General features: G+C 45.4%; 23 protein-coding genes. 14 read left to right on the top strand and 9 right to left on the bottom strand.

Annotated features, from left to right (window positions below):
- Positions 1-70: 70 nt before the first annotated feature.
- From HY811_10580 to HY811_10555, 6 genes are all read left to right on the top strand, one after another.
- Positions 71-610: a biopolymer transporter ExbD gene (locus HY811_10580; protein MBI4835242.1), complete on the top strand. Its 540-nt coding sequence runs from the start codon at positions 71-73 to the stop codon at positions 608-610.
- 42 nt (positions 611-652) lie between these two features.
- Positions 653-1,171, top strand: a complete 519-nt coding sequence (locus HY811_10575; GenBank protein ID MBI4835241.1) for a biopolymer transporter ExbD — start codon at positions 653-655, stop codon at positions 1,169-1,171.
- Between the two features lie 165 nt (positions 1,172-1,336).
- Positions 1,337-2,515: a DNA recombination protein RmuC gene (locus HY811_10570; protein ID MBI4835240.1), complete on the top strand. Its 1,179-nt coding sequence runs from the start codon at positions 1,337-1,339 to the stop codon at positions 2,513-2,515.
- Positions 2,516-2,549: 34 nt separating this feature from the next.
- Positions 2,550-3,044 (top strand): permease, encoded by a 495-nt coding sequence (locus HY811_10565; GenBank protein MBI4835239.1) that lies wholly within the window; start codon positions 2,550-2,552, stop codon positions 3,042-3,044.
- The gene (locus tag HY811_10560; GenBank protein MBI4835238.1) at positions 3,041-4,333 is read left to right on the top strand and encodes a magnesium transporter; all 1,293 of its coding nucleotides are present in this window, start codon (positions 3,041-3,043) and stop codon (positions 4,331-4,333) included. The genes HY811_10565 and HY811_10560 overlap by 4 nt, the downstream gene beginning before the upstream one ends.
- Before the next feature lie 51 nt (positions 4,334-4,384).
- Complete coding sequence (locus tag HY811_10555; GenBank protein ID MBI4835237.1) at positions 4,385-5,659, top strand: histidine--tRNA ligase; 1,275 nt, start codon at positions 4,385-4,387, stop codon at positions 5,657-5,659.
- A gap of 6 nt (positions 5,660-5,665) precedes the next feature.
- Here the strand turns inward: HY811_10555 and HY811_10550 are convergent, their stop codons facing one another.
- From HY811_10550 to HY811_10540, 3 genes are all read right to left on the bottom strand, one after another.
- Entirely contained in the window at positions 5,666-6,577 is a 912-nt protein-coding gene (locus tag HY811_10550) for a hypothetical protein (GenBank protein ID MBI4835236.1), read from the bottom strand.
- 84 nt (positions 6,578-6,661) lie between these two features.
- A complete protein-coding gene (locus HY811_10545; GenBank protein MBI4835235.1) occupies positions 6,662-7,498 on the bottom strand; it encodes a hypothetical protein in 837 nt (278 codons plus the stop codon).
- 199 nt (positions 7,499-7,697) lie between these two features.
- A complete protein-coding gene (locus tag HY811_10540) occupies positions 7,698-8,387 on the bottom strand; it encodes a response regulator transcription factor (protein MBI4835234.1) in 690 nt (229 codons plus the stop codon).
- A 133-nt stretch (positions 8,388-8,520) separates the two neighbouring features.
- On the opposite strand from HY811_10540, the gene tig reads away from it, so the two are divergent.
- The 3 genes from tig (at position 8,521) to clpX (ending at position 11,796) form a co-directional block, all read left to right on the top strand.
- The gene (gene tig / locus HY811_10535) at positions 8,521-9,819 is read left to right on the top strand and encodes a trigger factor (protein MBI4835233.1); all 1,299 of its coding nucleotides are present in this window, start codon (positions 8,521-8,523) and stop codon (positions 9,817-9,819) included.
- 70 nt (positions 9,820-9,889) lie between these two features.
- Positions 9,890-10,492: an ATP-dependent Clp endopeptidase proteolytic subunit ClpP gene (clpP, locus tag HY811_10530; protein ID MBI4835232.1), complete on the top strand. Its 603-nt coding sequence runs from the start codon at positions 9,890-9,892 to the stop codon at positions 10,490-10,492.
- The gene (gene clpX / locus HY811_10525; protein MBI4835231.1) at positions 10,489-11,796 is read left to right on the top strand and encodes an ATP-dependent Clp protease ATP-binding subunit ClpX; all 1,308 of its coding nucleotides are present in this window, start codon (positions 10,489-10,491) and stop codon (positions 11,794-11,796) included. Before clpP ends, clpX begins: the two co-directional genes overlap by 4 nt.
- Before the next feature lie 1,143 nt (positions 11,797-12,939).
- On the opposite strand, the gene HY811_10520 is transcribed toward clpX, so the two are convergent.
- Positions 12,940-13,173 carry a MoaD/ThiS family protein gene (locus HY811_10520; GenBank protein MBI4835230.1) on the bottom strand — a complete coding sequence of 78 codons (234 nt, stop codon included), beginning with the start codon at positions 13,171-13,173 and terminating at the stop codon, positions 12,940-12,942.
- Between the two features lie 105 nt (positions 13,174-13,278).
- On the opposite strand from HY811_10520, the gene HY811_10515 reads away from it, so the two are divergent.
- The gene (locus HY811_10515) at positions 13,279-14,355 is read left to right on the top strand and encodes a flippase-like domain-containing protein (protein ID MBI4835229.1); all 1,077 of its coding nucleotides are present in this window, start codon (positions 13,279-13,281) and stop codon (positions 14,353-14,355) included.
- Between the two features lie 34 nt (positions 14,356-14,389).
- Here HY811_10515 and HY811_10510 read toward each other — a convergent pair whose 3' ends face one another.
- The 3 genes from HY811_10510 to HY811_10500 all read right to left on the bottom strand — a co-directional run bounded on the left by HY811_10510 (position 14,390) and on the right by HY811_10500 (position 16,728).
- Positions 14,390-14,782: a hypothetical protein gene (locus HY811_10510; protein ID MBI4835228.1), complete on the bottom strand. Its 393-nt coding sequence runs from the start codon at positions 14,780-14,782 to the stop codon at positions 14,390-14,392.
- Positions 14,783-14,981: 199 nt separating this feature from the next.
- Positions 14,982-16,289: a glutamate--tRNA ligase gene (locus tag HY811_10505; protein MBI4835227.1), complete on the bottom strand. Its 1,308-nt coding sequence runs from the start codon at positions 16,287-16,289 to the stop codon at positions 14,982-14,984.
- A 127-nt stretch (positions 16,290-16,416) separates the two neighbouring features.
- Positions 16,417-16,728, bottom strand: a complete 312-nt coding sequence (locus tag HY811_10500) for an RNA-binding protein (GenBank protein ID MBI4835226.1) — start codon at positions 16,726-16,728, stop codon at positions 16,417-16,419.
- 341 nt (positions 16,729-17,069) lie between these two features.
- Between HY811_10500 and HY811_10495 the strand changes: the two genes are divergently transcribed.
- The 4 genes from HY811_10495 to HY811_10480 all read left to right on the top strand — a co-directional run bounded on the left by HY811_10495 (position 17,070) and on the right by HY811_10480 (position 18,966).
- Positions 17,070-18,008, top strand: a complete 939-nt coding sequence (locus tag HY811_10495; GenBank protein MBI4835225.1) for a lysophospholipid acyltransferase family protein — start codon at positions 17,070-17,072, stop codon at positions 18,006-18,008.
- 33 nt (positions 18,009-18,041) lie between these two features.
- Positions 18,042-18,437 carry a flotillin-like FloA family protein gene (locus HY811_10490; protein ID MBI4835224.1) on the top strand — a complete coding sequence of 132 codons (396 nt, stop codon included), beginning with the start codon at positions 18,042-18,044 and terminating at the stop codon, positions 18,435-18,437.
- Between the two features lie 65 nt (positions 18,438-18,502).
- On the top strand, positions 18,503-18,664 hold the full coding sequence (locus tag HY811_10485; GenBank protein ID MBI4835223.1) for a hypothetical protein: 162 nt from the start codon (positions 18,503-18,505) through the stop codon (positions 18,662-18,664).
- Between the two features lie 47 nt (positions 18,665-18,711).
- On the top strand, positions 18,712-18,966 hold the full coding sequence (locus HY811_10480; GenBank protein ID MBI4835222.1) for a SemiSWEET transporter: 255 nt from the start codon (positions 18,712-18,714) through the stop codon (positions 18,964-18,966).
- A gap of 5 nt (positions 18,967-18,971) precedes the next feature.
- Here the strand turns inward: HY811_10480 and HY811_10475 are convergent, their stop codons facing one another.
- Together HY811_10475 and HY811_10470 are read right to left on the bottom strand one after the other, a co-directional pair.
- Positions 18,972-20,900: an ATP-dependent helicase gene (locus tag HY811_10475; GenBank protein MBI4835221.1), complete on the bottom strand. Its 1,929-nt coding sequence runs from the start codon at positions 20,898-20,900 to the stop codon at positions 18,972-18,974.
- Between the two features lie 112 nt (positions 20,901-21,012).
- Positions 21,013-23,199: a hypothetical protein gene (locus HY811_10470; protein MBI4835220.1), complete on the bottom strand. Its 2,187-nt coding sequence runs from the start codon at positions 23,197-23,199 to the stop codon at positions 21,013-21,015.
- Positions 23,200-23,633: the final 434 nt, after the last annotated feature.

The following is a 23,633-nucleotide window of genomic DNA, read 5'->3' as shown; positions in this document are numbered from 1 at the left end:
AAATCTTAACAAAATGTTGACTAAATGGTTAGTTTAGGGTATACTTATGGCGGAAAGGAGGTGAGGCGTTATGAGGATAAAATCGCGGCAGCTGCTGGAGGCAATCGGTTTTGATATGACCCCGATGATCGATTGCGTTTTCCAGCTCATTGTTTTCTTCATGCTGGTGACGGATTTTGCCAACCCGATGTCGGCGGTCGAACTGCCCAGCGCGAAAAATGCGCAGGAAGACAAAACCCCTCCGGATGAGCGGTTGATGGTCGAGCTCGTTCATGAAGCGCCGGGTGGGGTATGCGGAAACCTTATCTATGATTCAAGTAAAAACCTTGTTGAACCGTGCTGCGAGGACGATCATTGGCGGATAAAAGTTGAGCGTAAGTATATTACGCCATCACAGCTGGAAGCGTATCTTATTATTGAAGGAAGCAAGTTCCCGGGAAGACTGCCTCCGAGAAAGAACGAGAAAATAGGACTTTCGTTGCGACCGCTGATGATCAGGTCGGATGCCGGTGCAGTTTATCAAATGGTGGAAAAGGTTTTTGCCGCCTGTGCCAGGGCGCGTATCTATAAAATTGAAATCGGCGCGAGGAAGCCGCCCGGTAATGATTAAACTAATCCCGGTGTTTCCGGGATTTTATGAAAGGAGGCGATTATGGCAAGGTTTAAAGGGAATGAGCGGAATGAGCCGAAATTAGACATGACCCCGATGATTGACGTCATCTTCCAGTTGATTATCTTTTTTATGTGCAGCATAAAGTTTAAGACACTGGAGGGAAAACTTGCTTCTTACTTGCCCAAGGATAGCGGGATAAATTCATCCATACCTATTGACCCAAAAATGGATGAGATTCGCATCAAACTGGTTTACGATGACTCCATGGATATGAACACAAAGATTCTGGTTAAGCCATACGGCGCTGATGCGGTCCGGATAACCGGTTGGAAAGCCCTGTCATCCGATATCGGCGCCCGCCATACGGCACTAAGAGCACAAAAGCTTGAATGGCCCTTTATTATCGATCCGGACTCGAAAGTTCCAATGCAGGCAGTGGTCAGCGCGCTTGATGCCTGCCGCAGTGCCGGGGTAGAGGATGTCCGCTTTGCGGCCAAAAGCCCGGTAACCGACGAACTAAGCGGATTGGGGACGAAAGCAAATAAGTGGGATAAATAACTCTGATAGAAAATTTATCTCAAATGTGTTAACGGCGAATATTACGCAAAAACTCTATCGACAAAACACTTGAGCCCGCTCCTGATGCTTCTCCAAATGTATTATATTCATTGACGCATTGCGTCGGAATGATTAAAATATTAAGATTTAATCCTATTACCAATTATGACAACCGAAATATTTATCGGAATAGGGATCGGGCTGGCGCTAAGCTTTCTCATAACTTTGATATACTCAAAAGGCAAAGAGAAAAAGCTTGCGGAACAAATGAAAGAAACCTTCCAGTCTGTTTCTATGGATGTATTGTCCAAGAATACCGAGAATTTCCTGAAAGTGGCCAATGAAACATTGTCCAAGCAGAGCCAGCTTGGGGAAAAGGAATTGGAAGGGAAGAAACGACTGATTGACCAGACGCTTGGCGCCATGAATGAAAGCCTCAAAAGCGACATGGAAAAGGTCCAAACAATAATAGGGCAGTTTGAAAAGGACCGTATCCAGAAGTTCGGCGAGCTTTCGAGCCAGCTTAAACTTACCGCCGACCAAACGTGCCGTTTGCAGGAAACCACTAACCGTTTGCACACCGCGTTGGCAAGCACAAAGGCACGTGGGCAATGGGGCGAAAGGATGGCGGAGGATGTCCTGCGCCTGGCCGGTTTTATCGAAGGGATCAATTACCAGAAACAAAAAACCATGGCGACGATTAACACCCGCCCGGATTATACGTTTCTTTTGCCGCAGGGATTAAAAGTAAATATGGACGTGAAATTCCCGCTGGATAATTATTTCCAGTATCTCGAATCGGAAAGCAAATCTGATAAAGAAAGCTACAAGGAACAATTCCTTCGTGATGTCAGGAAAAGAATAAAAGAAGTGACGAGCCGCGACTATATAAACCAGGCGGAAAACACCCTTGATTTTGCAATAGTATTTATCCCAAACGAACAGGTTTACGCGTTCATCAATGAAAACGACCGCGCTTTATTGGACGAGGCAATCAAGGATAAGATAATTATTTGTTCGCCTTTGACGCTTTATGCGATATTAGCGGTCATCAGGCAGTCTGTGGATAATTTCAATATGGAAAAAACCGCATCGCGGATCATCGAGCTATTGAATACGTTTGCGAAACAATGGGATAATTTCATCAAATCGTTTGATAGGATGGGCAAGAAAATCAAGGATGCCCAGGAAGAATTTGACGCGCTTTCAACAACCAGGCGGAACCAGCTGGAAAAACCATTAAGGCTGATTAGCGAATTGCGCCAGGAAAAACTTATCGGCAATGCTAAACTAATTAGCGATAATGATGTTGCATCGGAAAACAAGGATGAAACGAATGATTGATAACAGCAACCCCACAAAGAGGAGAAAGTCTGCCATGTTAGTTCCGACTATTATTATGGGTATATTAGCGCTCGCCTTTTTCTTTACGGCATATTTCAAGGGGGGAAACAAGCATATGACTGGTATAACGTTATCCGCTAAGATGCTGCTTGAAATTGCTCCACTACTGATATGCGCGTTCATCGTTGCCGGAATGGTTCAGGTGCTTATCCCAAAAGAGCTTATGCTTAAATGGGTTGGCGCAGAATCCGGTTTTCGCGGAATCTTGGTTGGGACTGTTTCGGGCGGTTTTATGGTCGGCGGCCCTTACGTAAGCCTCCCCTTGGCTGCCGGATTAATGAAAGCCGGGGCCGGAACCGCCACCATGGTCGCTTTTATTACATCATGGTCTTTATGGGCGGTAAGCCGGATGCCGATGGAAATAGGCATACTGGGATGGAAATTCACCATGATACGGCTGGCTTGCACTTTTTTCTTCCCTCCGATTGCCGGTTTAATCGCGATGGTGTTTTTTACGGATAAATTATGATTACCGGACAGCAGTATTTTTTATTTTTAACGAATTTGCTCGGCAAGAAATTATATCGTGAAAAAAGCCGCAAATTCGTCGGCAAAATCGTAGATATAATTGCCCATTCCAAAGAAATATATCCGGAAGTAAATAAATTAATCACCAAACGTGGGCTATTCCATGATAAAGGAGTGGTTTTATGGGAGGATATCTTGCCATTTGAGTTGCCGGTCACAAAACTCTGGGTTAAAGAAGAAACAATCGTTAATCCCGTAAACATCGCTAACGGCAAAGACTTAATGTTAAAGGATACTTTTTTGGACAAGCAAATCGTTGATGTTTCCGGCTGCAAGGTTGTGCGCGTCAATGACCTGCATTTGCTTAAGGAACAAAATAAGATTTGGGTCGTTCACATGGATATAGGTTTCAGGGCTCTGTCCAGAAGATTGGGATGGGAAAAACGGCTTGATGGCATCATGGAATGGATTTTTTCGTATAAGTTGCCGGAGCAGTTTGTGTCGTGGAAACATGTTCAGCAATTACCTGGTAGCAGCGATCACTTTGGATTGGCACCCATACAGTTAAAATCGACCAGCCAGCGTTTGAATGAATTACATCCGGCTGATCTGGCCGATATCCTGCAGGATTTAGACCGGTATGAACGACTGGCAATGTTCCGTTCCCTGGATATAAAAACTGCCGCCGAAGTCCTGGTGGAGCTGCCCATAGAACGGCAACGAAGGATAATTGAAAATCTTGACCGGGAAAAACGGGCTAACTTAATAGCTTTAATGCTGCCGGATAAAGCGGCCGATTTGCTATCGCACTTGCCGCCGAAAAGGCGGGAGGAAATGCTAAAACCGCTGCCCGCGAATGTTTCCGATTCCATCAAGAAATTGATGGTGCACCCCGACCAAACCGCCGGTTCGCTGATGACGGACAAATTCATCGCTTTGCCGCCGGAAATGACTGTGGAACAGTCATTCGCTAAAATCAAGGAGCTTGCTCCTAATGTGCAGGCTTTATATTATGCCTATGTCGTGGATGCCAATCAGGTATTATTAGGGGTGGTTACTTTGCGCCGCCTGTTGTCAGCCGCACCCACGGCTAAACTGAGCGAGATAATGAACACTCGAGCAGTCAAGATTAAACCGAATGCTTCGGAACAGAAAGCCGCTAAATTATTCCTTAAGTATAGTTTTGGAGCGATTCCGGTTGTCGATAACCAGAATAAGCTTTTGGGCATCATCATGTTTAAGGATGCCGTGGACAGGGTGGTATCGGCTGTGGTTGAATCGCGCAAATAAAATCTTTATTGATAATTCTCTCGTATTTTCCCGATAATATGACTGATAATTATGAAAGATAAAGCATATTCAACCCCGAGGGGCACTGCTGACATTTTGCCGGATGAGATTCCATACTGGCGTTTTGTGGAGGAAACCGCCCGCGCCGTATTCGAAAGATACGGTTATAAAGAAATCCGCACGCCGATATTTGAGGAAACGCGCCTATTCAACCGCTCAATAGGTAATGCCACTGATATCGTTTCCAAAGAAATGTATAATGTTTCCGCAACCGGCTCGGATGAGAATGAATCCTTCTCGTTAAGGCCTGAATTCACGGCATCAGTTGTCCGTTCATATATCGAACACAGCATGGAGAAAACTCAAGCCTTCCGCAAGCTTTATTCCATCGGTCCCGCTTTCCGGCACGAGCGCCCGCAAAAAGGCCGCTTAAGGCAGTTTCACCAATTAAACGTAGAAGCTATCGGTTCAACCGACCCTGCGCTGGATGCCGAGATTATCCAAATGAATGCCCAGTTGTTTGGGGAATTAGGGCTGAATAAGCATGAAGTAAGGCTTAACTCGCTGGGCTGTGCCAAATGCCGGGTAATATATACTTCAATGTTGCGCAAACATTTGGAACCTGCAAAACAAGGACTTTGCCCAAACTGCCGAACGCGCTTTGATGTGAATATTCTGCGGGTGTTTGATTGCAAAAATCCGAAGTGCCGTGAAATAATTAAAGGTTTTAGCGTTAGCGAGAATATGTGCGATGAATGCAAGACCCGCTTTAAAACAGTGCAGAGCTACTTGAATGCGTCTAACGTGCAATATAGGCTTGATTCGGCTTTAGTCCGCGGCCTTGATTATTACACCGGAACCGTCTATGAAATAACCTACCCGACATTAGGGGCACAGGATGCGCTCGGCGGGGGAGGGCGTTATGATAACCTTATCTCGTCCCTAGGCGGGCAAAATTTAGGCGCTATGGGCTGCGCCTTGGGAATAGAGCGGATAATCATCGCGTTAAAGTCAGAGAATACGGTTCCGTCGGATAAAAACATTAAATTGCCCGACCTAACAGCCTTTATAGCTCTTGCAGATGCTTCCCTCAAAGAAACCGCGTTAAAATTACTGGCGGATTTACGCAAGGCGAAAATTAGCGCGGATACGGATTATGAAAGCCGCAGTTTGAATTCACAGATGAGGATGGCTTCAAAACTTAATGTTAAATATGTCATTTTTATCGGGACAAGTAAATCTGCCGATTTAGCTAACGTAAAAGAGATGCACACCGGCAAAGAAACGCAAGTAAAACTAACGGATTTAACCGGGTATTTTAAATAGCAAACGTTATCTGTGCCCGCCGGTTATAAATAAAAGTATCGTCAGGATTGAACCCAAAAGGCTCAGCCATGCGAAAGCCTTTGTCCCGATTTTATTCTTACCTTTATCTAGTCCTTTTAAAAGCAGGATAATAATTAACCAATAGATGAATATCCCCAGGCTTTTATTATCCACGTCATTCGGATCCCAGACAATTGGTATACCGGTCCAGGGATTGCCGTAGGCATTATACGAAACCCAACAGCCGATCGGAAAGCTGGTGATAAAGAAAAACAGTGTGCTCCAGAAAACATTATTAAAAGCTTTCTTTATCGTAAAACCGCCGTTTGTCGCGATATGCATCAGGGCGTAATATATTGCATGGAACAGGAAGAAGATGACCATGACCATTAATACAAAATGAATAAGGGTAACAATGCTGATGCCTTTCCTTTTATAGACGATGTTGGCGTTTTTCTCGTGGAGGTTGAACGATTGCCCGTTTTCATCTGTCAGCTTAATATTATAATAATACATCTCGGCCATTCCCAATGGCGGCAACTTAGCGACGTAAAAACCGCTTTTTCCGGCGGGCTGCATATCCGTTTCGCTCAATTCCTTTTCCTTGGGCGGTAATTTATGCACCATTGTCGGATATGCTTCTTCCTTATTAAGCGAATAATAAACCAGTTTTACTTCCCTAGGCTGCTTTTCCGAAGTCACCACAAGCGGGAAAGTCACCGGTGTTTCGAGTGTCGGATTGTCGCGCACGGTAATTTCAACGGTGTAAGGGCCGACTTGTATTGGCTTATGCTTTATCGTGGCGGAGGTCATCGAGTCCATCGAATAAAAAACGCCCACAATCAGGCCGAATAATATTGTCAGGTAGAGCGGCCACTTGGGAAACGTTGAGGGTTTTTCATTAGGTGTATCTGGCATATTAATCATCCTTTCTTATTATAAATCCCCGTGGGGAATGGCAAATCTCACCAGCATAGTCAAAACCGCGCCCAAAAGCGTCAGCTAGGCAACTGCCTTTTTGCCGATGATGTTTTTATCATGGTCCTTTTTAAGGATAGTTCCCTTCATAAGAATGAGTATAACAAACCAATAAAGGAAATTGAAAAGTGATTTGCTGTCCGTAATATCCGTTCCTAAAGGGAATCCCGTCCAGAGGGTGCCGTATTTTTCGTATTCCACCCACATACCTAAGGGGAACGCGGATATCCCGAAGCAAAGCGTGCCCCAAAACATGGACCACACGCCTTTGCCTATATTCCAGTCCGTTTTATTCCAAATATAGTTCAGGGCATAATAAAACGCATGGATTAGGAACATCAAAGCCACCATCATGAGCAATATATGTATAAGTAATCCCCATTTATTAGGATTTTGCTTGTAACTGACATGGTAATATTTGCCTTTTTCAACCGCGTCTTTAGGTATGGTGAAAGATTTCCCCGTGGAATCTGTTACCTTCAGGAAGAAATAGTATTTATCGTTCTTCTCAAGAGGGGAAAAAGAACCGGTATAAAAATCACCTTCCCATACTTGGCTTAATGTTTGCGAGTCAAAATCAACGGCGCTAAGAGCGGGATATTTCTTCATAAAATCGCTCTTCTTCAAAAAATACGCCTTGATATCATTAACCGTGATTGAGTCGTTTGTGGAAGTCGCCGTCAGGTTAAACCGGTAGGGAACGCCGGCATCTTCCTCTTTGGAATGGCTGTATACAACCCTTATGGAATTCCCCATCGCCATATCCGGCATGAATTTCATGCCCATACCCAGCCAGACTCCGGCCAATATCAAACCCATGAGAATGATTATAATATACATCGGGGCTTTGCTTGGTTTCATATCAACTCCTTCCATTTCATAAGGATTACCTTTTAATTTAACGTATGCGAGGATGAGGTTGAGGAAAATGCTGCGAAATAGTTTCTTCATAATTGATTACGGAGCATCTAAACTGCCAGTTTAGGCAAAAAATGTCAAGATAAATTAGAAATAGCCTTCTGATGGCGGATATAAGAAACGCAGAAACAATCCGGATGCCTTACGCAGCGTTAGCCAGTAAGCCTTCCAGTATTTTCTTTTCATCCGCGCTGATTGACTGGAAAACCAACCCGGCCCGGCGTATGTTCAAATCAGGCGATTGCTCGGTATAAGCCAGCTTGGCCGTTACCTTTAAAATAGTCTGCTCTTTATTCAATAGCGAGGTCGTGAAATTCTTCAGTTTCTGGGTGAAGAACCGGGCAAACTGTTTGAGCGGTTCTGCGGCGGCGTCCACCGGTTCGACCAATGCCCCTTTAAAGCCTAATTCGGTAACTTTGCACTTTATTTGTTCTTTGCCTGCGGCAAGTTCGACCGGTAACACCAAACCTTTATGTGCCGATGCACATTTTATCCCGTCTAACCGTGTCGTGCTTTCTCTGACTGCTTTTATCAAATCGGCTAAACTTATCGGTTTTGTAATATTACGAAATACTTTTTTCATCGTGTCTTCTTTTTCGGAAAGAGTGATAATCGGCGCCTCCGGCACCAACCCGTTCGCTTCGTTTATAAAACCAGTCACTTTGGGAGCATCTGTATCAACGCAGATAATATCAAAGAGTCCGGTATTTATTTTATCCTGTGCTTCTGACAATTCCATTGATACCGATACTCCGAAATGCTTGCTCATCAATACACCTTTAACGAGGCTGCCGTAATCGCCGTTCGGGTCTACCACTAAAATATTCATCATATCATGACTCCTTCAACTCGTTGAATTATTTTTATGTTATTGTATATATCGGCTGAACAATTAAAAAACTTGATATGTAAAGGATAAATCGCTATAATAGGACGTTTAAATCTTATTGAAAAGGAAGGTAAATATGCAGACAGAAATTAAAGAAGTGGGCCCGTGCAAATTATCAGTAAAGGTCGGAATCCCGAAGGAAACTATCAAGAAAAAGCTTGATGAGAAATATAAGGACTTCATCGAGAATACGGTTATCCCCGGTTTTCGCAAAGGGCACGCCCCGCAAGGTCTGGTCGAACGCAAGTTCGGCAAGGCCATCAGGGAAGACACAAAAATGGAAATCATCAGTGAATCATACAGCACCATCCTTAAGGAAAAAAACCTCACCCCGGCGGTCGAACCGGTTATCGACACTGAAAAGCTGACGCTTGACGAAAAAACCGAACTTTCTTTTGAGTTTACCATGGAAATTGCTCCTACCATCAATCTTGAAAAGGCAAAGTATAAAGGTGTGCACGCCAAAAAGGTAAAAGTCGAGGTTACCGACAAGGATATTAAAGACGCCTTGGAAAAGCTGCAGCATTCAAGCCGCGAATACGTCCCGACAGAAAAGGACGTGAAAATGAAAGAAGGCGATGTAGTCATCATCGATCAGGAAATGCTTTCCGAAGGGAAAACGGTTGAAAAACGGGAAAACGTCGAACTGATTTACGGCCCTGAAATAAACGTTTTCGGCAAGCCATCCAAGGAAATCATGGGGGCCTTAAGCGGTATGAAGCTTAATGATACCAAAGAAATCAGCCTGGCTGTCCCTGCAGATTTCCAGAAAAAGGATCTGTCCGGAAAACCCGTTACGCTAAAAATAACTCTCAAAGACCACAAAATGATGAAGCTTCCTGAAGTCACCGATTCTTGGGCAAAGGAAATGGGGTTGGAATCCTTGGATGCCTTGAAAAAAGAACTGGAAAAAGGCATCCGGGCGGAAAAAGAACGCCTGGCTGACCGTAAAACAGAAGAAGAAATAATCGAGGAAATCTATAAATCAATGGATTTTGCCTTGCCGGAAACACTTGTTGAGCGCGGCGCTGAATATATGCAAAAACGCCAGGCAATGCTCATGGCATACCAGGGCATGCCGGAACATGAAGTGAAAGAGCATATTGAAAAGAATAAAACGGCAAACCGAGAAACGGTTATTAAGGATTTAAAGATACACTACATTATTGAACATATTGCAAAGCAGGAAAAAATATTCGTTACGGAAAATGACATGAAAGAGCGGATCAATGAAATCGCCGCCCGCAACCGTAAATGGCCCAACGAAGTCCAGGCTTACTATGAAAAGAACGATATGATGGGGCAGTTAAGGAATGAGTTACGCGAGGAAAAAGTAAGAAAGTTCTTAAGAGAAAGCGCTAAATTAACCGATTAAGATACATTACGGCATATAAGGAGACTTGTAAATGAATATGTCAAAGCCTGAGCCAAAACACGAAGCTTATATGGATTACCTCGTTCCGATAGTGGTGGAAAAAACCGGGCGCGGGGAGCGTTCCTATGATATCTGGTCGCGGTTATTGAAAGACCGCATCATTTTTATCGGCTCGCCGATTGACGATTATTTTGCCAACCTGATTATCGCCCAAATGCTTTTCCTTCAGATGGAAAACAAGGAACAGGATATCAATCTCTATATCAACTCGCCGGGCGGCTCCGTAACCGCCGGCCTGGCAATATATGATACCATGCAGTTTATCCAGTGCGATGTGGCAACCTACTGCATCGGGCAGGCCGCCAGCATGGGTGCGGTTTTATTGGCCGCCGGGAAAAAAGGCAAACGTTATGTCCTGCCGAATGCCCGCGTAATGGTGCACCAGCCGTGGGGCGGCGCGCAGGGAGATGCCACCGATATAAAAATACAGGCAGAGGAAATCATCAAGCTGAAGCAGAGGCTAAATAATATTATTGCCAAACACACGGGACAACAGCTTGCCAAGATAGAAAAAGACGCCGACCGGGATTTCTTTATGTCCGCTCAAGAAGCGAAAGATTACGGCATAGCAGATGAAGTCCTGGAAACGATGAAGGATTTACCCAAGAAATGAGAAAACCACGTAAAAGCACAAATACCGGCAACAGCGGTTATAAAAGCAGTGATCACTGCTCTTTCTGCGGACGAAGAATTCCGATTCAGCAGCTAATCGGCGGTCCCGACGGGATTGCCATCTGCCTGGATTGCCTTGAATTATGTAACCGCATGGTAAAACCCGGAAAAACCATTCAACGCCCGTCCGTTCCAGGTGGAGAAAAAAAAACTCCGACAATTACCAAACTGCCTATTCCAAAAGAGATAAAAAAAGCCCTTGATGAATATATTATCGGACAGGATCGCACCAAGAAAATCCTTTCTGTGGCGGTGAATAATCATTATAAACGGATTCTTAACCCAAACCCCGCAAGCGATGTCGAACTGGAAAAGAGTAATGTCCTTTTAATCGGCCCGACCGGATGCGGCAAAACGCTCTTGGCGCGAACCCTCGCCAAGATTTTAGACGTTCCTTTCGCCATCGGCGATGCGACGACCTTAACCGAAGCAGGCTATGTCGGCGAAGATGTGGAAAACCTCCTTCTGCGCCTGATCCAAGCCGCTAATTTTGACTTGGAGCGTGCTGAGCGGGGTATTGTTTATATCGATGAAATAGATAAAATTGCACGCACTCATGATAACCCTTCCATTACCCGTGATGTCTCCGGTGAAGGAGTCCAGCAGGGTTTGTTGAAAATACTGGAAGGCACCATCAGCAACGTCCCTCCACAGGGCGGACGGAAGCACCCTGAGCAGGAATATATCCGGATAGATACCAAGCATATATTATTTATCGGCGGCGGAACATTCGACGGAATTGAGCATATCATCGGACGCCGTATCGGCAGGAAACAAATCGGGTTTAAGGCAGATGTCAAAGATTTAAGCGCCATGGAATTGGGGGACATTCTGGAGCGGGTTGAGCCGGAAGACCTGATGGAATTCGGGATAATACCGGAGTTTATCGGCCGCTTCCCAGTCACCTGCATCGTCCGCCCTCTTGGGATGGAAGCGCTGATTAAAATATTAACCGAACCTAAAAACGCCATTATCAGACAATACCAGGAATTCTTCCGTATGGAAAATGCCGATTTGGCATTTACCCGCCCGGCATTGGAAACAATAGCCAAAAAAGCGCTTGAGAAAAAGACCGGCGCGCGTGCCCTGAGAGCGATTATCGAAGAACTGATGCTGGAAACCATGTTCGAACTTCCCAACGACAAGCAACACCGAAAATACGAGATTACGGATAAGATGGTAAACAAGGAAGAGACTATTAAGCCGCACATATTAAAAAATGCTTCCGAGCAAAAATCCGCCTGATTCGGAAAAGCACCTTTACCGAATTTAAATACGAAATGGCCCCATTCCTAAATTTGTTTTTCCTATAATGCGTGTAGATGTGACACACATCTGAACAAGGGGAAAAGCGGGTAAAATGGTGGAAAAGTCAAAGTGAGATAACCATTTCGTAAGATATGATGCCATAAAAATCAGGTTGCCGCAATAGTTTTTCGTGATATTTTGGTGTGCAGATAGCCCCTTTCGATAAGTTTCCCGATGAGTAATCAAGACTCTCCACGCTATTCGGGATCGCAGCATGACATTACATCTCAAGATGCCTCGCTTGAAACCAATGAATTGCGCGATACGCAGTAATAAGATTGCCATATACCAATCGGCATAATAGAGAAATAGATACGAAAACCAGCTATGTTTCTTTAGCATAAGATTTTCCTTAAATAAGAGGTGCAGTTATATCGGTTGATTTTCCATGCACCACCATGGGATGCATGGTAAACCCCCTCCCAACAATTTCCTGACAGCAGAGAAGGTTTAGTGTACAGCTGGGGGAGTGTATACCGAATGCCTGCGGGGTGTATACGATATGTCGGCGGAGTATACGCCATACGCGGGCGGGGTACATGCCATATGCCGGGGGAGTGTATACCGAACTCAGGGGGAGTGCACGCTATACGCCGGGAGGGTCCATGCTATATACTTGGGGAATGCATGCCGTACGCCGGGGTAGTATATGCCCTGCGCGGGGTGAGTGCATACTATATACCTGGGGAATGCATGCCGTATGCTGGGAGAGTGCACACCATACGCGGGATGGGTGTATACCGCACCACCCCCCACTGCCACCCCTCCCCCTACAAAATTTTGTAAAGCGAAAATTTATGTATTTCCAACATCTTTATTTATCTGGGATTGGAAACTATTTGCGAAATGCTCAAATTTTTCCTGTCCCTTTTTGCTTACCATGCCGTATATACATAGTAGAGGGATATAGGGATTTGAAAGCTTTTGATAATGCTGCGATGACCCTTCGGCAGTATTTTTCTTTTTATGGATTGTTATTTTCTATGTTCGGTGACAAATACCTTCCGATGAAACCAGTTAAATATTTGACTTACAGGGCATCGTTTTATAAAAATACCATGGCGACCTTATTCAAAATTGCTAACCTCCGCTGATTGGGGGAATAAGGCGAATATCGTCACCATCCTGCGGGATGTAATCAAAGCTCTTTTGCTGGTCGTTGACTGAAACAAGCATCACCATCCCTTGCGGAATACCGAGTTCAGGGAAAATATCCTTTAACGGCTTGGAATTTACCGCCGTATATTCATAAGGCTTCTCAGGCGTGCCGACATAATTCTTTAGAATCCCGTATCCGCATATCTTGGCTTTCATATTCTCTTTATAGCATACTTTAACCGACCTGACAATAAAAACTCTGCGCTCTCTGTGGTCCTATTTTTCTTGCGGGGAAGATTTTGTAATCCTATAATTTGGTTAATGAAAAAAACTCTCATTTATCTTTTTCTTTTCCTCCTCGGATTGGGTATTATCATCGCCATCTGCGCGGTTGTCGGTTTTGAAAAGATATGGAAAAACATCCAGGCAATCGGCTGGCTGGGAACCGGAGGTTTTTTCCTTGCCGGCGCAGTCAGCCTGGCATTGACCGGCGTCGGCTGGTGGCTGATAATGAAATCCTACCAGATAAAAGTATTACCACGCCATGCCACAATCGCCCATATGATTGCCTATGGAATGAATATTTTTATCCCGTCTTTTTATATCGGAGGCGAACCCTTCCGCTCCTATTACATCGGCAGGATTTATTGTATCTCCAAAACCAAGGTCTTTGCCACCGCCATCTACGCAAAGTTCATGGAACTCCTGGCATTTCTGCTTTTCCTTTATATCGGCACCGTGCTGATTGTATTCAGCCCTCATTACGGCATGAAAATCCCCCCGGCTATCCGTGATATGATTATCGGAGTGGATATTTCCCTTGGCCTGGTATTTGCCATATTTTTCTGGGGAATTTTGCGTAATTTCCAAATGCTGACTAGATTATTTACCTTTATGCGGAAGTTTGCTTCATTACGGAAGCTGATGGATAAAAGTATCCCGAAGGTCCATAAGATGGAGGAATTGTTCCACGAAGTGTTTTGCCATAACTGGCGAATCGGATTTACCGCATTTGGATTGGCATCTATAGCGGTGGCTATTACTTTCGTAAAACCCGTTCTAATATTTTACTGTTTAAGCAACGGCGAACGGATGCTCAACTGGGAAGAACTGGCATTGATATTTACGGTGGGGCAGATACTGCTTTCCTTCCACATTACACCGGGCGGAATGGGTTTGTGGGAAGGAGGGCAAATCGGCGTATTTGCCCTGATGGGCATGAGTTCCGCGGTTGCCGCGGCTTTTATGCTCATCGCACGCTTGAGCGATTTCCTGCTGGCGGGAATCGGCGGATACCTGATCGTCCATTTCAACCTCGTTCATATTCCTAAAAAGGAGCTTGAAATCAAACCGCTTGATGTGGAAGATATTGGAATTAAAGAAGAAAAACATGGCTAACCGTAAAGACACTAAGGATTTGACGAATTCAATTTCACTCTTTAATTACAGAATAACCATTTTCAGATTTAACAATTTTACCGTATCTGACCCAGTTTTCCTTTGATTTAAAACTATCTGCAAGAGCCTTTACCCCAGAAATCATTTTCTTACCGTTCAAATTTACATCATTAATGTTTGTGGGTGCTATAATCTGTTCTGGGCTTTTATTTTTCCAGACGATATCGTCAGTATCCACCATATAAGCAAAAGCTTGGGCATCAGAGGGGGGTTGCATACCGCCATCTTTTGAAAAAGGCCTAAAACCAACACAACGGTGCAATTCAGGGAATAAATCAGGTACATACATATAAACTTTATAATAGCCCCAATCAAAATTTATTATTGTAACACCGATTGTATCGCAAGGTTCTTGCCCCACTTGCATATTTCTTTTTCAAAAGCAGGGGTCCAATTTTTGCCCGGATAATAAGCGTACTTATTTAATAAGCCAAAACTAGTTATTATCAAAATTGCAGCAATTGCCAAAGCAAGTAAAACCGCAATTGATATCAGAAGAATTGGACCTTTTCGTGTATCGTTCATCATCTACGCCTTTTTGTTCGTCACTTCGAAGGTAAAACATCTTATAACTGAAGGGCTTTTTGCAGCCTTTTGGTAACCATTTCCTTACCGGCCAGTTCCATGGTCTCAAATATCCCCGGTGAAACGATATTGCCGGTCAAAGCTACTCGAATCGGCTGGGCGATATCCTTAAACTTAAGCTTGCGCGTTTCAGAAATGTTCCGTAAAAGCGTTTCAAGAGAAGCATGGTTAAATTCACCCAGGTTATTTACCCCGCTATAAACATCCTGCAAAACCTCTTTTGACTTCACCGGCTTGACATATGTTTCAAGCGCCTCCGGGTTATAAGTTACGTCCTCGTGGAAAAGAAATCCGGTTGCCTCGACGAAGTCACGTAAGGTTTCGGCACGCTCGCGGTAAAGATTTACCAGGGTTAATTGCCGGCCGATATCAAACTTATCTATATTATAACCTGCTTCGGTGAGAAGCGGCTTGACAAGCTCCAGGAGTTTTGCCGGTTCCAGGTTCTTGATATAATGGCTGTTCATCCAGTCCAGTTTTTTGAAGTTAAACTGTGCCGGCGTATGTTTGACGCGCTCTATGGTAAACCGTTCGATGATTTCGTTCTTCGGCATAAGCTCGATATTTTCTCCAGGAGACCAGCCCAGAAGCGAAAGGAAATTGAAAAGCGCATCGGGCAGGTATCCGAGCTTTTTATATTCCACCACGGAATTATGGCCGTGCCGTTTGGATAGTTTCGATTTATCCTCCCCCAGAATAAGTGGGATATGGGCAAACTTCGGCGTGGGCATGCCGAGCCCTTCGTATAAAGCAATCTGTTTGGGCGTATTGGAAATATGGTCATCCCCGCGGATGATATGGGTTATACCCATCAAACTATCGTCTACCACACAGGCAAAGTTATAAGTAGGGTAGCCGTCGGATTTTACTATTACTACATCAGTGAGATATTCGCTTTCAAAGACGATGGGGCCATGGATAAGGTCGTCTATCCTGAGTTTTGCCCCTTCCGGCATTTTAAAGACAACGCCCGTTCCCTTGCCGGGGTCTTCGCGGTAAAATGCCTTGCCTTCCTTAATAAGCTGTTGGGCGTATTTTTTATAAATATCCAGGCGCTTACTTTGGAAAAATGGCCCTTCATCCCATTCCATACCAAGCCAGTTCATGCTTTCCAGGATGCCGTTGGTAAATGCCTGGGTGGAACGGACTAAATCCGTATCCTCAATCCTCAGGATAAAAGTGCCTTTATAATGGCGCGCGAAAAGGTAATTATAAAGAGCGGTTCTGGCGCCGCCTAACGTCAAGTAGCCGGTCGGGCTGGGTGCAAATCTTACTCTTATTTTTTCCATATATTAAATCGAGGCACTATGATATACCCTAATCTCGGAAATGTCAATACTAATGAAACTTGCTGAAAGAATAATAAAAAACGGGGAGCATCAATAAAGACACTCCCCGCTTAAAGACATCTATTGTTTAATATCTGTCTCTTCGTTCCCTGTTCCCGCCGCCAAAAGCATTGTAACCACCGGTTCGCTTTTGCATCGGCCTGGCTTCGTTGACGACGATCTGACGATTAGCCAAAGTCTGGCCATTTAATTGCTCAATGGCTTTCTTGGCGTCTTCATCAGTAGCCATCTCGACAAAACCGAAACCTTTAGGCTTACCTGAAAATTTTTCTGTTATCATGCTGACCGTATCAACGGCGCCAGCTTGGGCGAAAAATTCCCTCAGTTGCTCTTCGGTTAAATCATAGGACAGGTTACCAACATATAGTTTACGTCCCATAATATACTCCTTTCCCCCCGATACGTTCCGGGGCCTACGCTCTCACAACAATAAAAAAACCCCCAAAGCTGAAAGTACTTTTTGGGGGTTCATTAAATTCTCACTAAAACTTATTAAACTAACCGCCAAAACACTATCACTCAACTAACATTCCTACTAATGAAACACAGTGTAGCATATCCACCTGTATTTGTCAAGCATAAAATTATGATTATGCAAAAATTTATTTTCCGCCAAAAGCCACAGCCCAAATTCCTCTTTTAATCCGAAACCGAAAATAATTGCACAATTCTCCATTGGATGTATACTATGCTCATTTATAAAATACGGGAAATAAGATTATGATGGCATGGCACCGGCTTCCGCTTCCTAAAAACGTTATTTTCCTGTCCCAATACCTGCCGCTTAGAATCCTGGTTGCCCTGTTCCAATCGCTTACCATCAGGGGTGCTACCGGATTAGGCGCTTTTATGGGTAGGATAGCCTATGCCTTTGATAAAACACACCGTAATATCGCCCTGGTAAACCTGGATAATGCCTATAGAGATAAATTATCCAAAGAGAAAAAGCAGGAAATCGTTTTGGAGGTATACGAACGTTTAGGGATATCCTTTGCCCATGCAACCCGCCTAAAACGCCTTATCAGGAAAGATACCTGGCATAAATACGCCCGGTTTGAAAATCTTGGGATGCTGGAAAAAGTATACAGGGAAAACCGCGGCGTGATACTGGTGGGGGGGCACCTGGGCAACTGGGAAGTCGCGCTCCAGATTATGGGAATTATCGGCTATCCCATACACGCGGTTGCCTTCCGCTTGATTAACCCGATGGTCCTTAAGCTGCTTGAAAACAGCCGGCGATACTGTAATTTGCCCCCTGTTCTTTACACCGCGGAAAATGCTACGGCAAGCTCCATTAAAATGCTCAAAAAAGGCGAGCTTATCGCCCATATGGTAGACTTGGCAGGGCGCAAACAGGGATTTCCGGCAGAATTCTTCGGGCAGCTTGCCTCCACAGCCAGGGTGCCGGCAATTTTGTCTTTTAAAACCTCAGCCCCGATTCTTCCTTACTATTCATACAGAATCGGTAAATCATTTAAGTATGTAATCGGGTTTGAAGAACCGATTTATCCCACCCCTGCGGCCGGAAACTTGAGCCGGGATATCCAGAACGTCATCCAGAAATATACCGGAAGCATAGAAAAGATTATCCGGCGCAATCCCGGAGAGTGGATTTGGTTCCATAAAAGGTGGAAAAAATACAGGACAAAATGGCGATAAACGGACCGGATTAAAATTCAGGAGAATGCAATTATGGAAGATTTGAAAGTAACATTAATAATCGGGGCGGTGATTGCTTTTTTTATCCTGGCTATCATCCTATTCAGGTTTGGTTTCCTGTGGTTCCAGGCTTTTATTGCTGGCGCACCGGTTAGCTTTTCCTCTCTTTTAAGGATGTGGTTCAGGAAAGTAAGCGCGGTTATAATTGTAAGTAACCATATCAATGCCGTCAAGGCAGGATTGGATATTCCGTTAGAAAATCTGGAGGCTCATTATCTGTCCAATGGCAATGTCGGGAAAACCGTTAATGCGATGATTGACGCCAAAACGGCCGGGGTAAATGTTTCTTGGGAGCAAGCGGCAAAGATAGATTTGGAAGGCGCCAAGGCGCTGAAATCCGTTACTAAAGAAATATTCGAGAATAAATAATCAGATATGCTGCGGGATACCCGAATATCGGGAGTTCCGGGCGTGGGAGAATAAACGGAGAAAAAATGATAGAAAGAAGCGAATACAAAGGCAAACCTCTTTTGGTTATCAAGCGGGATGAAAATGACAAATTCCCTTTTTCCTTCGGCCTGTCTAAGGCAAAGCTTATCCTGGAAAACATAGAGGAAATAAAGAAATTTGTCCAAGAACACTCCGGGGGAAAATAACCAAACGAATGAATAGTTTAACCGTTGAACTATTGAACTATTAAGCCATGGATTATATTACCATTTTAGGACTGCTTGCCGGCATCCTTACCACGTTTTCTTTTCTGCCGCAGGCAATAAAAAGCTGGCGCTCCCGCCATACCAAAGATATCTCTTTGCTTACCTTTTCAACCCTTGCTATCGGGGTTGCTTTATGGCTGGGATACGGCATTATTAAAAAAGACCTGCCTATTATCTTAGCCAATGCGGTCAGCCTGCTTTTGGTTCTCTCCATCCTGTCTTTAAAAATCAGGTATAAATAATTGATTCAATAATACACGCCTTGTTCACTTATCTTTTCAAGCACATTCGGCACGGCCAGAAAACGGCAGAGCTTATTTACGCGTGGCAGATCGGCCCTCTCCGTTTCCATGGGAAGCGAAAGCCACAGGTTATTCTTCGCACGCGTCACCGCCACATATAAAAGCCTCTGCTCTTCTTCCAGCTCTGTTGAATCTTTAATCGCGAATTGGGAGGGCAGACATCCATCCGCCAGGGCGATGATAAAAACCGTGCCCCATTCTAACCCCTTGGCGGAATGTATCGTGGAAAGCGTTACGGCTTTATCCTCTGTTTTAAAATCTATCCCTCGCTTTTCCGGCGGCTCAATTGCCAAATCCGCCAGAAAATCTTTTAAGGAATGGTAATGCGTAATCAACCGCTCCAATGCCTCCAAATCGGTTGCCCGCTGGGGCCAGTCGTCAAACTTCTCTTCCATTATCGGGGTGTATTGTCCTACTACCTGTGACAACTGTTCCACAATTCCACACTTCTTGTCGCTGATTGCCTTAAGGAATGTTATCAGTTTTTTCAATTCCACAGAGTATTTGTACCCTGCGCCATATTTGGCCAAAACGCGTGTCACGGCCGCGCCCATATCTGTGCAGGCAATGATTTCTCCTATTATCTTATCCGCGGTGGCCGGACCTATCCCATCAACCATGGTCAGCACCCGGTGCCAAGCAAGCTCGTCCCGGTGATTGGTAATAATCTTAAGATATGCCATTACGTCTTTGGTATGAGCCAGCTCGTAAAAACGCAAGCCGCCGAAGACCCGAAAATCCACCCCGTTTTTAGCAAGCTCCGCCTGTAGCGGTATGGAAAGGTGGGATGCCCGGTAAAGAACAGCAATCTCATCGGCTGAAAACCCCTTGGTTAAAAGATTGCGGATTGTCCCGGCAATCCATTCCGCCTCGTCATAGGCATTGGCGAAATAATTCATTATCGGCCTCCCGCCGCTACATTCCTGCGCGGAGACCAGCCGCTTGGGGTATTTCTTTTCCATATTCTCCAGTATCGGATTGGCCACGTCTAGGATGCCCTGAAGACTCCTATAATTCTTTTCCAGCGTGATGATTTTGCACCCTGGAAACTCTTTGGGGAAGCGCATGATATTCTCGTGCGTAGCGCCCCGGAATCCGTATATACTCTGCGCATCGTCACCTACTGCCATGACGTTACTATGCCTTGAACCCAACGCAAAAACTATCTCGCCCTGTAAGCGGTTGGTATCCTGGTATTCATCCACCATGATGTAACAATACTTTTGGGAAATATTATCACGGGTTGCCTCATCCGCCAGCAATGCCTTTAGATAAAGCAAAAGGTCGTCGTAATCCAGATAGCCCTTTGCCTTTTTGTATTCATCGTAACCGGAGCGTATTTTTTCTATCTCCGGGGCGTATTGGACGAAGTGGGGGTATTCCCGGTAAAGGATATCATTGACGGAAAACCCCTTGTTAACCGTGGCGCTGAAGATTGATTTTAGGGTATCCTTTTTTGGAAAGCGCTTCTTTTCCCCCGGCTTTTCTTCATAGACACCGAATTTGGAAGCCGCACGCTGGATAGCCTCTTCCGAATCACCCTCATCAAGGATGGAAAAAGACGGGGAGAGGCCGATTGATTGAGAGTATTTACGGAGCATCCGGTAAGCGAAGGAGTGGAAGGTGCCGCCGTCAACGTGCTGGCATTGGGTATCGTGCCGGCTGGCGCGGGAGAGCATCTCCCGGGCTGCCCGCCGGGTGAAGGTCAAAAGCAGGATGGCTTGGGGGTCAACCTTGTTTTGGATTAGGTGGAGGACGCGGTATTCGATGACGCGGGTTTTCCCTGAACCGGCGCCGGCAATGACCAGTACCGGCCCTTCGGTTGTGGTGACCGCTTCGTATTGAGTTTGGTTAAGGTCTTCTTTTAAGTTCATGCGATTCCACAGCAATAAATAATCAGGCGTTCCGAGTGCGTCAGCATTCGGGGTCGTCTCTGGAACAAAGAGTGCAGAATGGTTTTTGTCAGTTAATCAGTATCACCGGAATTCATTTTTTATCCCCAGAAGGCGTCAGGTACCAATCAATATCCAACCCAAACCCCCAAAATACCGGTCCCTTGTTGTGTTGCCATTGATGATTGTCAACGGCTTCGTGCAACGGCCCTTTCTTAAGGTTTGAATAAGTGTCCGAACCGCCTGTATCAAGGAATATGCCCACATGGGGGAATGTATCGCGTTGGGTCTCCTTGAAATTATCGCCGCTATCCGTGCATGCGGAGCCGAAAATTATTGGGGTTTCCGAAACGTTGGAAAATTCATTGAGCACTTCGTAAATATCATTCCCGCATCTTTCCCAAAATAAGCCGATTGATTTAAGGTCGGAGTTTCCGGCACAGCGATATTCCAATCCATGGTACCGATCATTCCCTTCCCCCTCAAAAAATACGCCGACCGAGCCGTCCCGGCCTTCGCCGAAAGAAGCCTTGACGCGTTCGCAGTTAAGATTATAGTTATCGTCCCCACAACGGTCAACCATAGAACCAGCCGCGAAATGGGCGGCGGCCCCGAATGAATAATAAGTCGCTCCATAGGTATCATTGCCGCCGCAATCTTCAAACATGCCCAATCCCCACCAGTAACCGCATCCTAAGGAAAAAACATAGGATTGATAGTTATCATCTCCCGCACCCTCGACAAGTATTCCGACTCCTCCGGCAAGGTTGTGTCCGTCGCCAAAATCCGCACGGCGACCGACCCCAACCCCCATGGCCATGCTAACCGGGTTTTCACCCCAAACACTCGGAGCAAGCTCGCCTTTGGATTTATAGGTGTCGTTGCCTCGGACATCTAAAAGCAGTCCGGCTCCGAAGGGACCGCCAAAACCCTGCGATTCCTTGACGCAGTTGTAGTTGTCGTCACCGGCAATATCAATAAGCATGCCTACACCGATATGGGCGGCTCCTTCGCCCCAAACATCTTTGGTGTTGTAGCTGTCGTTGCCGGCATAATCGATAACCAATCCGGTCCCGTACCAGGCGCATCCGATGCCTGAACTCTGGCAGGCATAAGAATCGTCCCCTTCGAACTCGAATATTGCGCCTATGCCGTGATTCCCGCAAGCAAGCGCGGCCGGTTCTTCTCCTGAATCGTATGTATCGTTTCCGCCAAGATCCACCACCGCGCTGATAGGCATAACCAGCGACCTCGGTATGGCCGTACTTCCTTTGTAAACATCATTACCGCCCAGGTCAATTATCAGTGAATAATCACCGGATAGTTCATCTGCGCCCTCGCCTGCGATGCATACCATGCCCGCAGTTGTTTGGAAAATGCATCCTTTGAAATCTTTCATTTCCGGCTTGTTATCTTTTTTCCATTTCCGGAACTCCTCAATTGCACCGTGCGCGTATGTAAGGTAACAAAGGGAACCGAAACAAAGATACTTCATATCAATGCGTTCCATTGCCTCAAATGACCTACGCGGGGTGACTTCATTCTCGCCTACCCACGGGTCCGCGCAAAATTTGTAGAGCAGGGAAGGAGTCAGTCCATCAAGCTTATCCGCCTTGATACTCTTAAGCAGGAATTCATCGTCAAAAGCCTCTTTAAGAACAGGAGCCGCTTCGATCGAAGCAATGATCAACCTGACAGCCAATTTCTTTATTGCGTCAGGCAATTTCTGCCAGTTTTTAAGATTGCCTTCGCTCATCGGGCTTTCTATGCCGCTCTTGCGCACTTTTTCCAGGACCGCTTCAAAAGCCTCGTCAATGACGGCCTTTTCCGGTATCCAATCAACTCCCCAGTCTTCTCCGGGCGCGTGAACACCGACCCCGGATAAGACACTGAGCAGGGAAAACCCGCAGACTGCGGCAGCGGTAAAATCCTCCGGATTTTCCAGTAAACTTTCGGAAATACGCCCGCTGAAGCGGGGGAGTTTGGTTATATCACCGAAGAGCTTGGGCACGGATTCCAACCGGTAAGCCTTGCCCGGATGGCTCTCTATTTGTTCCCCGGTAAAACCGAGTATGTTATCGCCGTAACCGACGTTTTGACAAGCCCGTCGCAAAAGCTCTTCAGGGATTTTCAGCTCCGCACGCCCTTTTTCCGGCGTTATTTGATTTTTTACTGTTTCCGAAAATTGGGGTTTGCTTTCCGGCGGCTGGGAAGGGTTTCCAGCACACGCCATTGAAAAAAATATTACCGTTGATAAAGCCGAAAAAAGCGCATTTCTCATGTTCAAGCTCCTTGTATATAACAGTTATTTATTTTCTGTATAATATACATAGCATTGGTTGGCTGGTCAAATAAAATATCTTCATGATACACCGGGAGGGAAAGCGGGACTAGAGGGCTTAATCCGTATACGGGCGGGTGGCAGGACAATCCATTTCACTTGACAACCCCAGTAATAACGATATTCTACCAGTAATTAAATGCTTCGGTAGCGTGCTAATTTTTTAAGGGGAGCGCTACCGGAATTACGCCAGGACAAAATATGACAAACGAGCTTGATGGTTCAGAGCACGCCCGGAAAATCAATCTGGCCGATATAGTGACCCGCACCGGTTTTCTGGGAGAGCTGTATAAAACAGCGCGAATGTCTTAGGCAAAGAATAAGGAATCCGGTTTCGCCGTTTATGCCAACGATGATTTTTCCGGGATATCCAT

The organism is Planctomycetota bacterium (assembly GCA_016207825.1).
Lineage (GTDB): Bacteria > Planctomycetota > MHYJ01 > JACQXL01 > JACQZI01 > JACQZI01.
The sequence above is the reverse complement of the archived record's forward strand: the minus strand, read 5'-3'. Positions and strand labels throughout refer to the sequence as shown.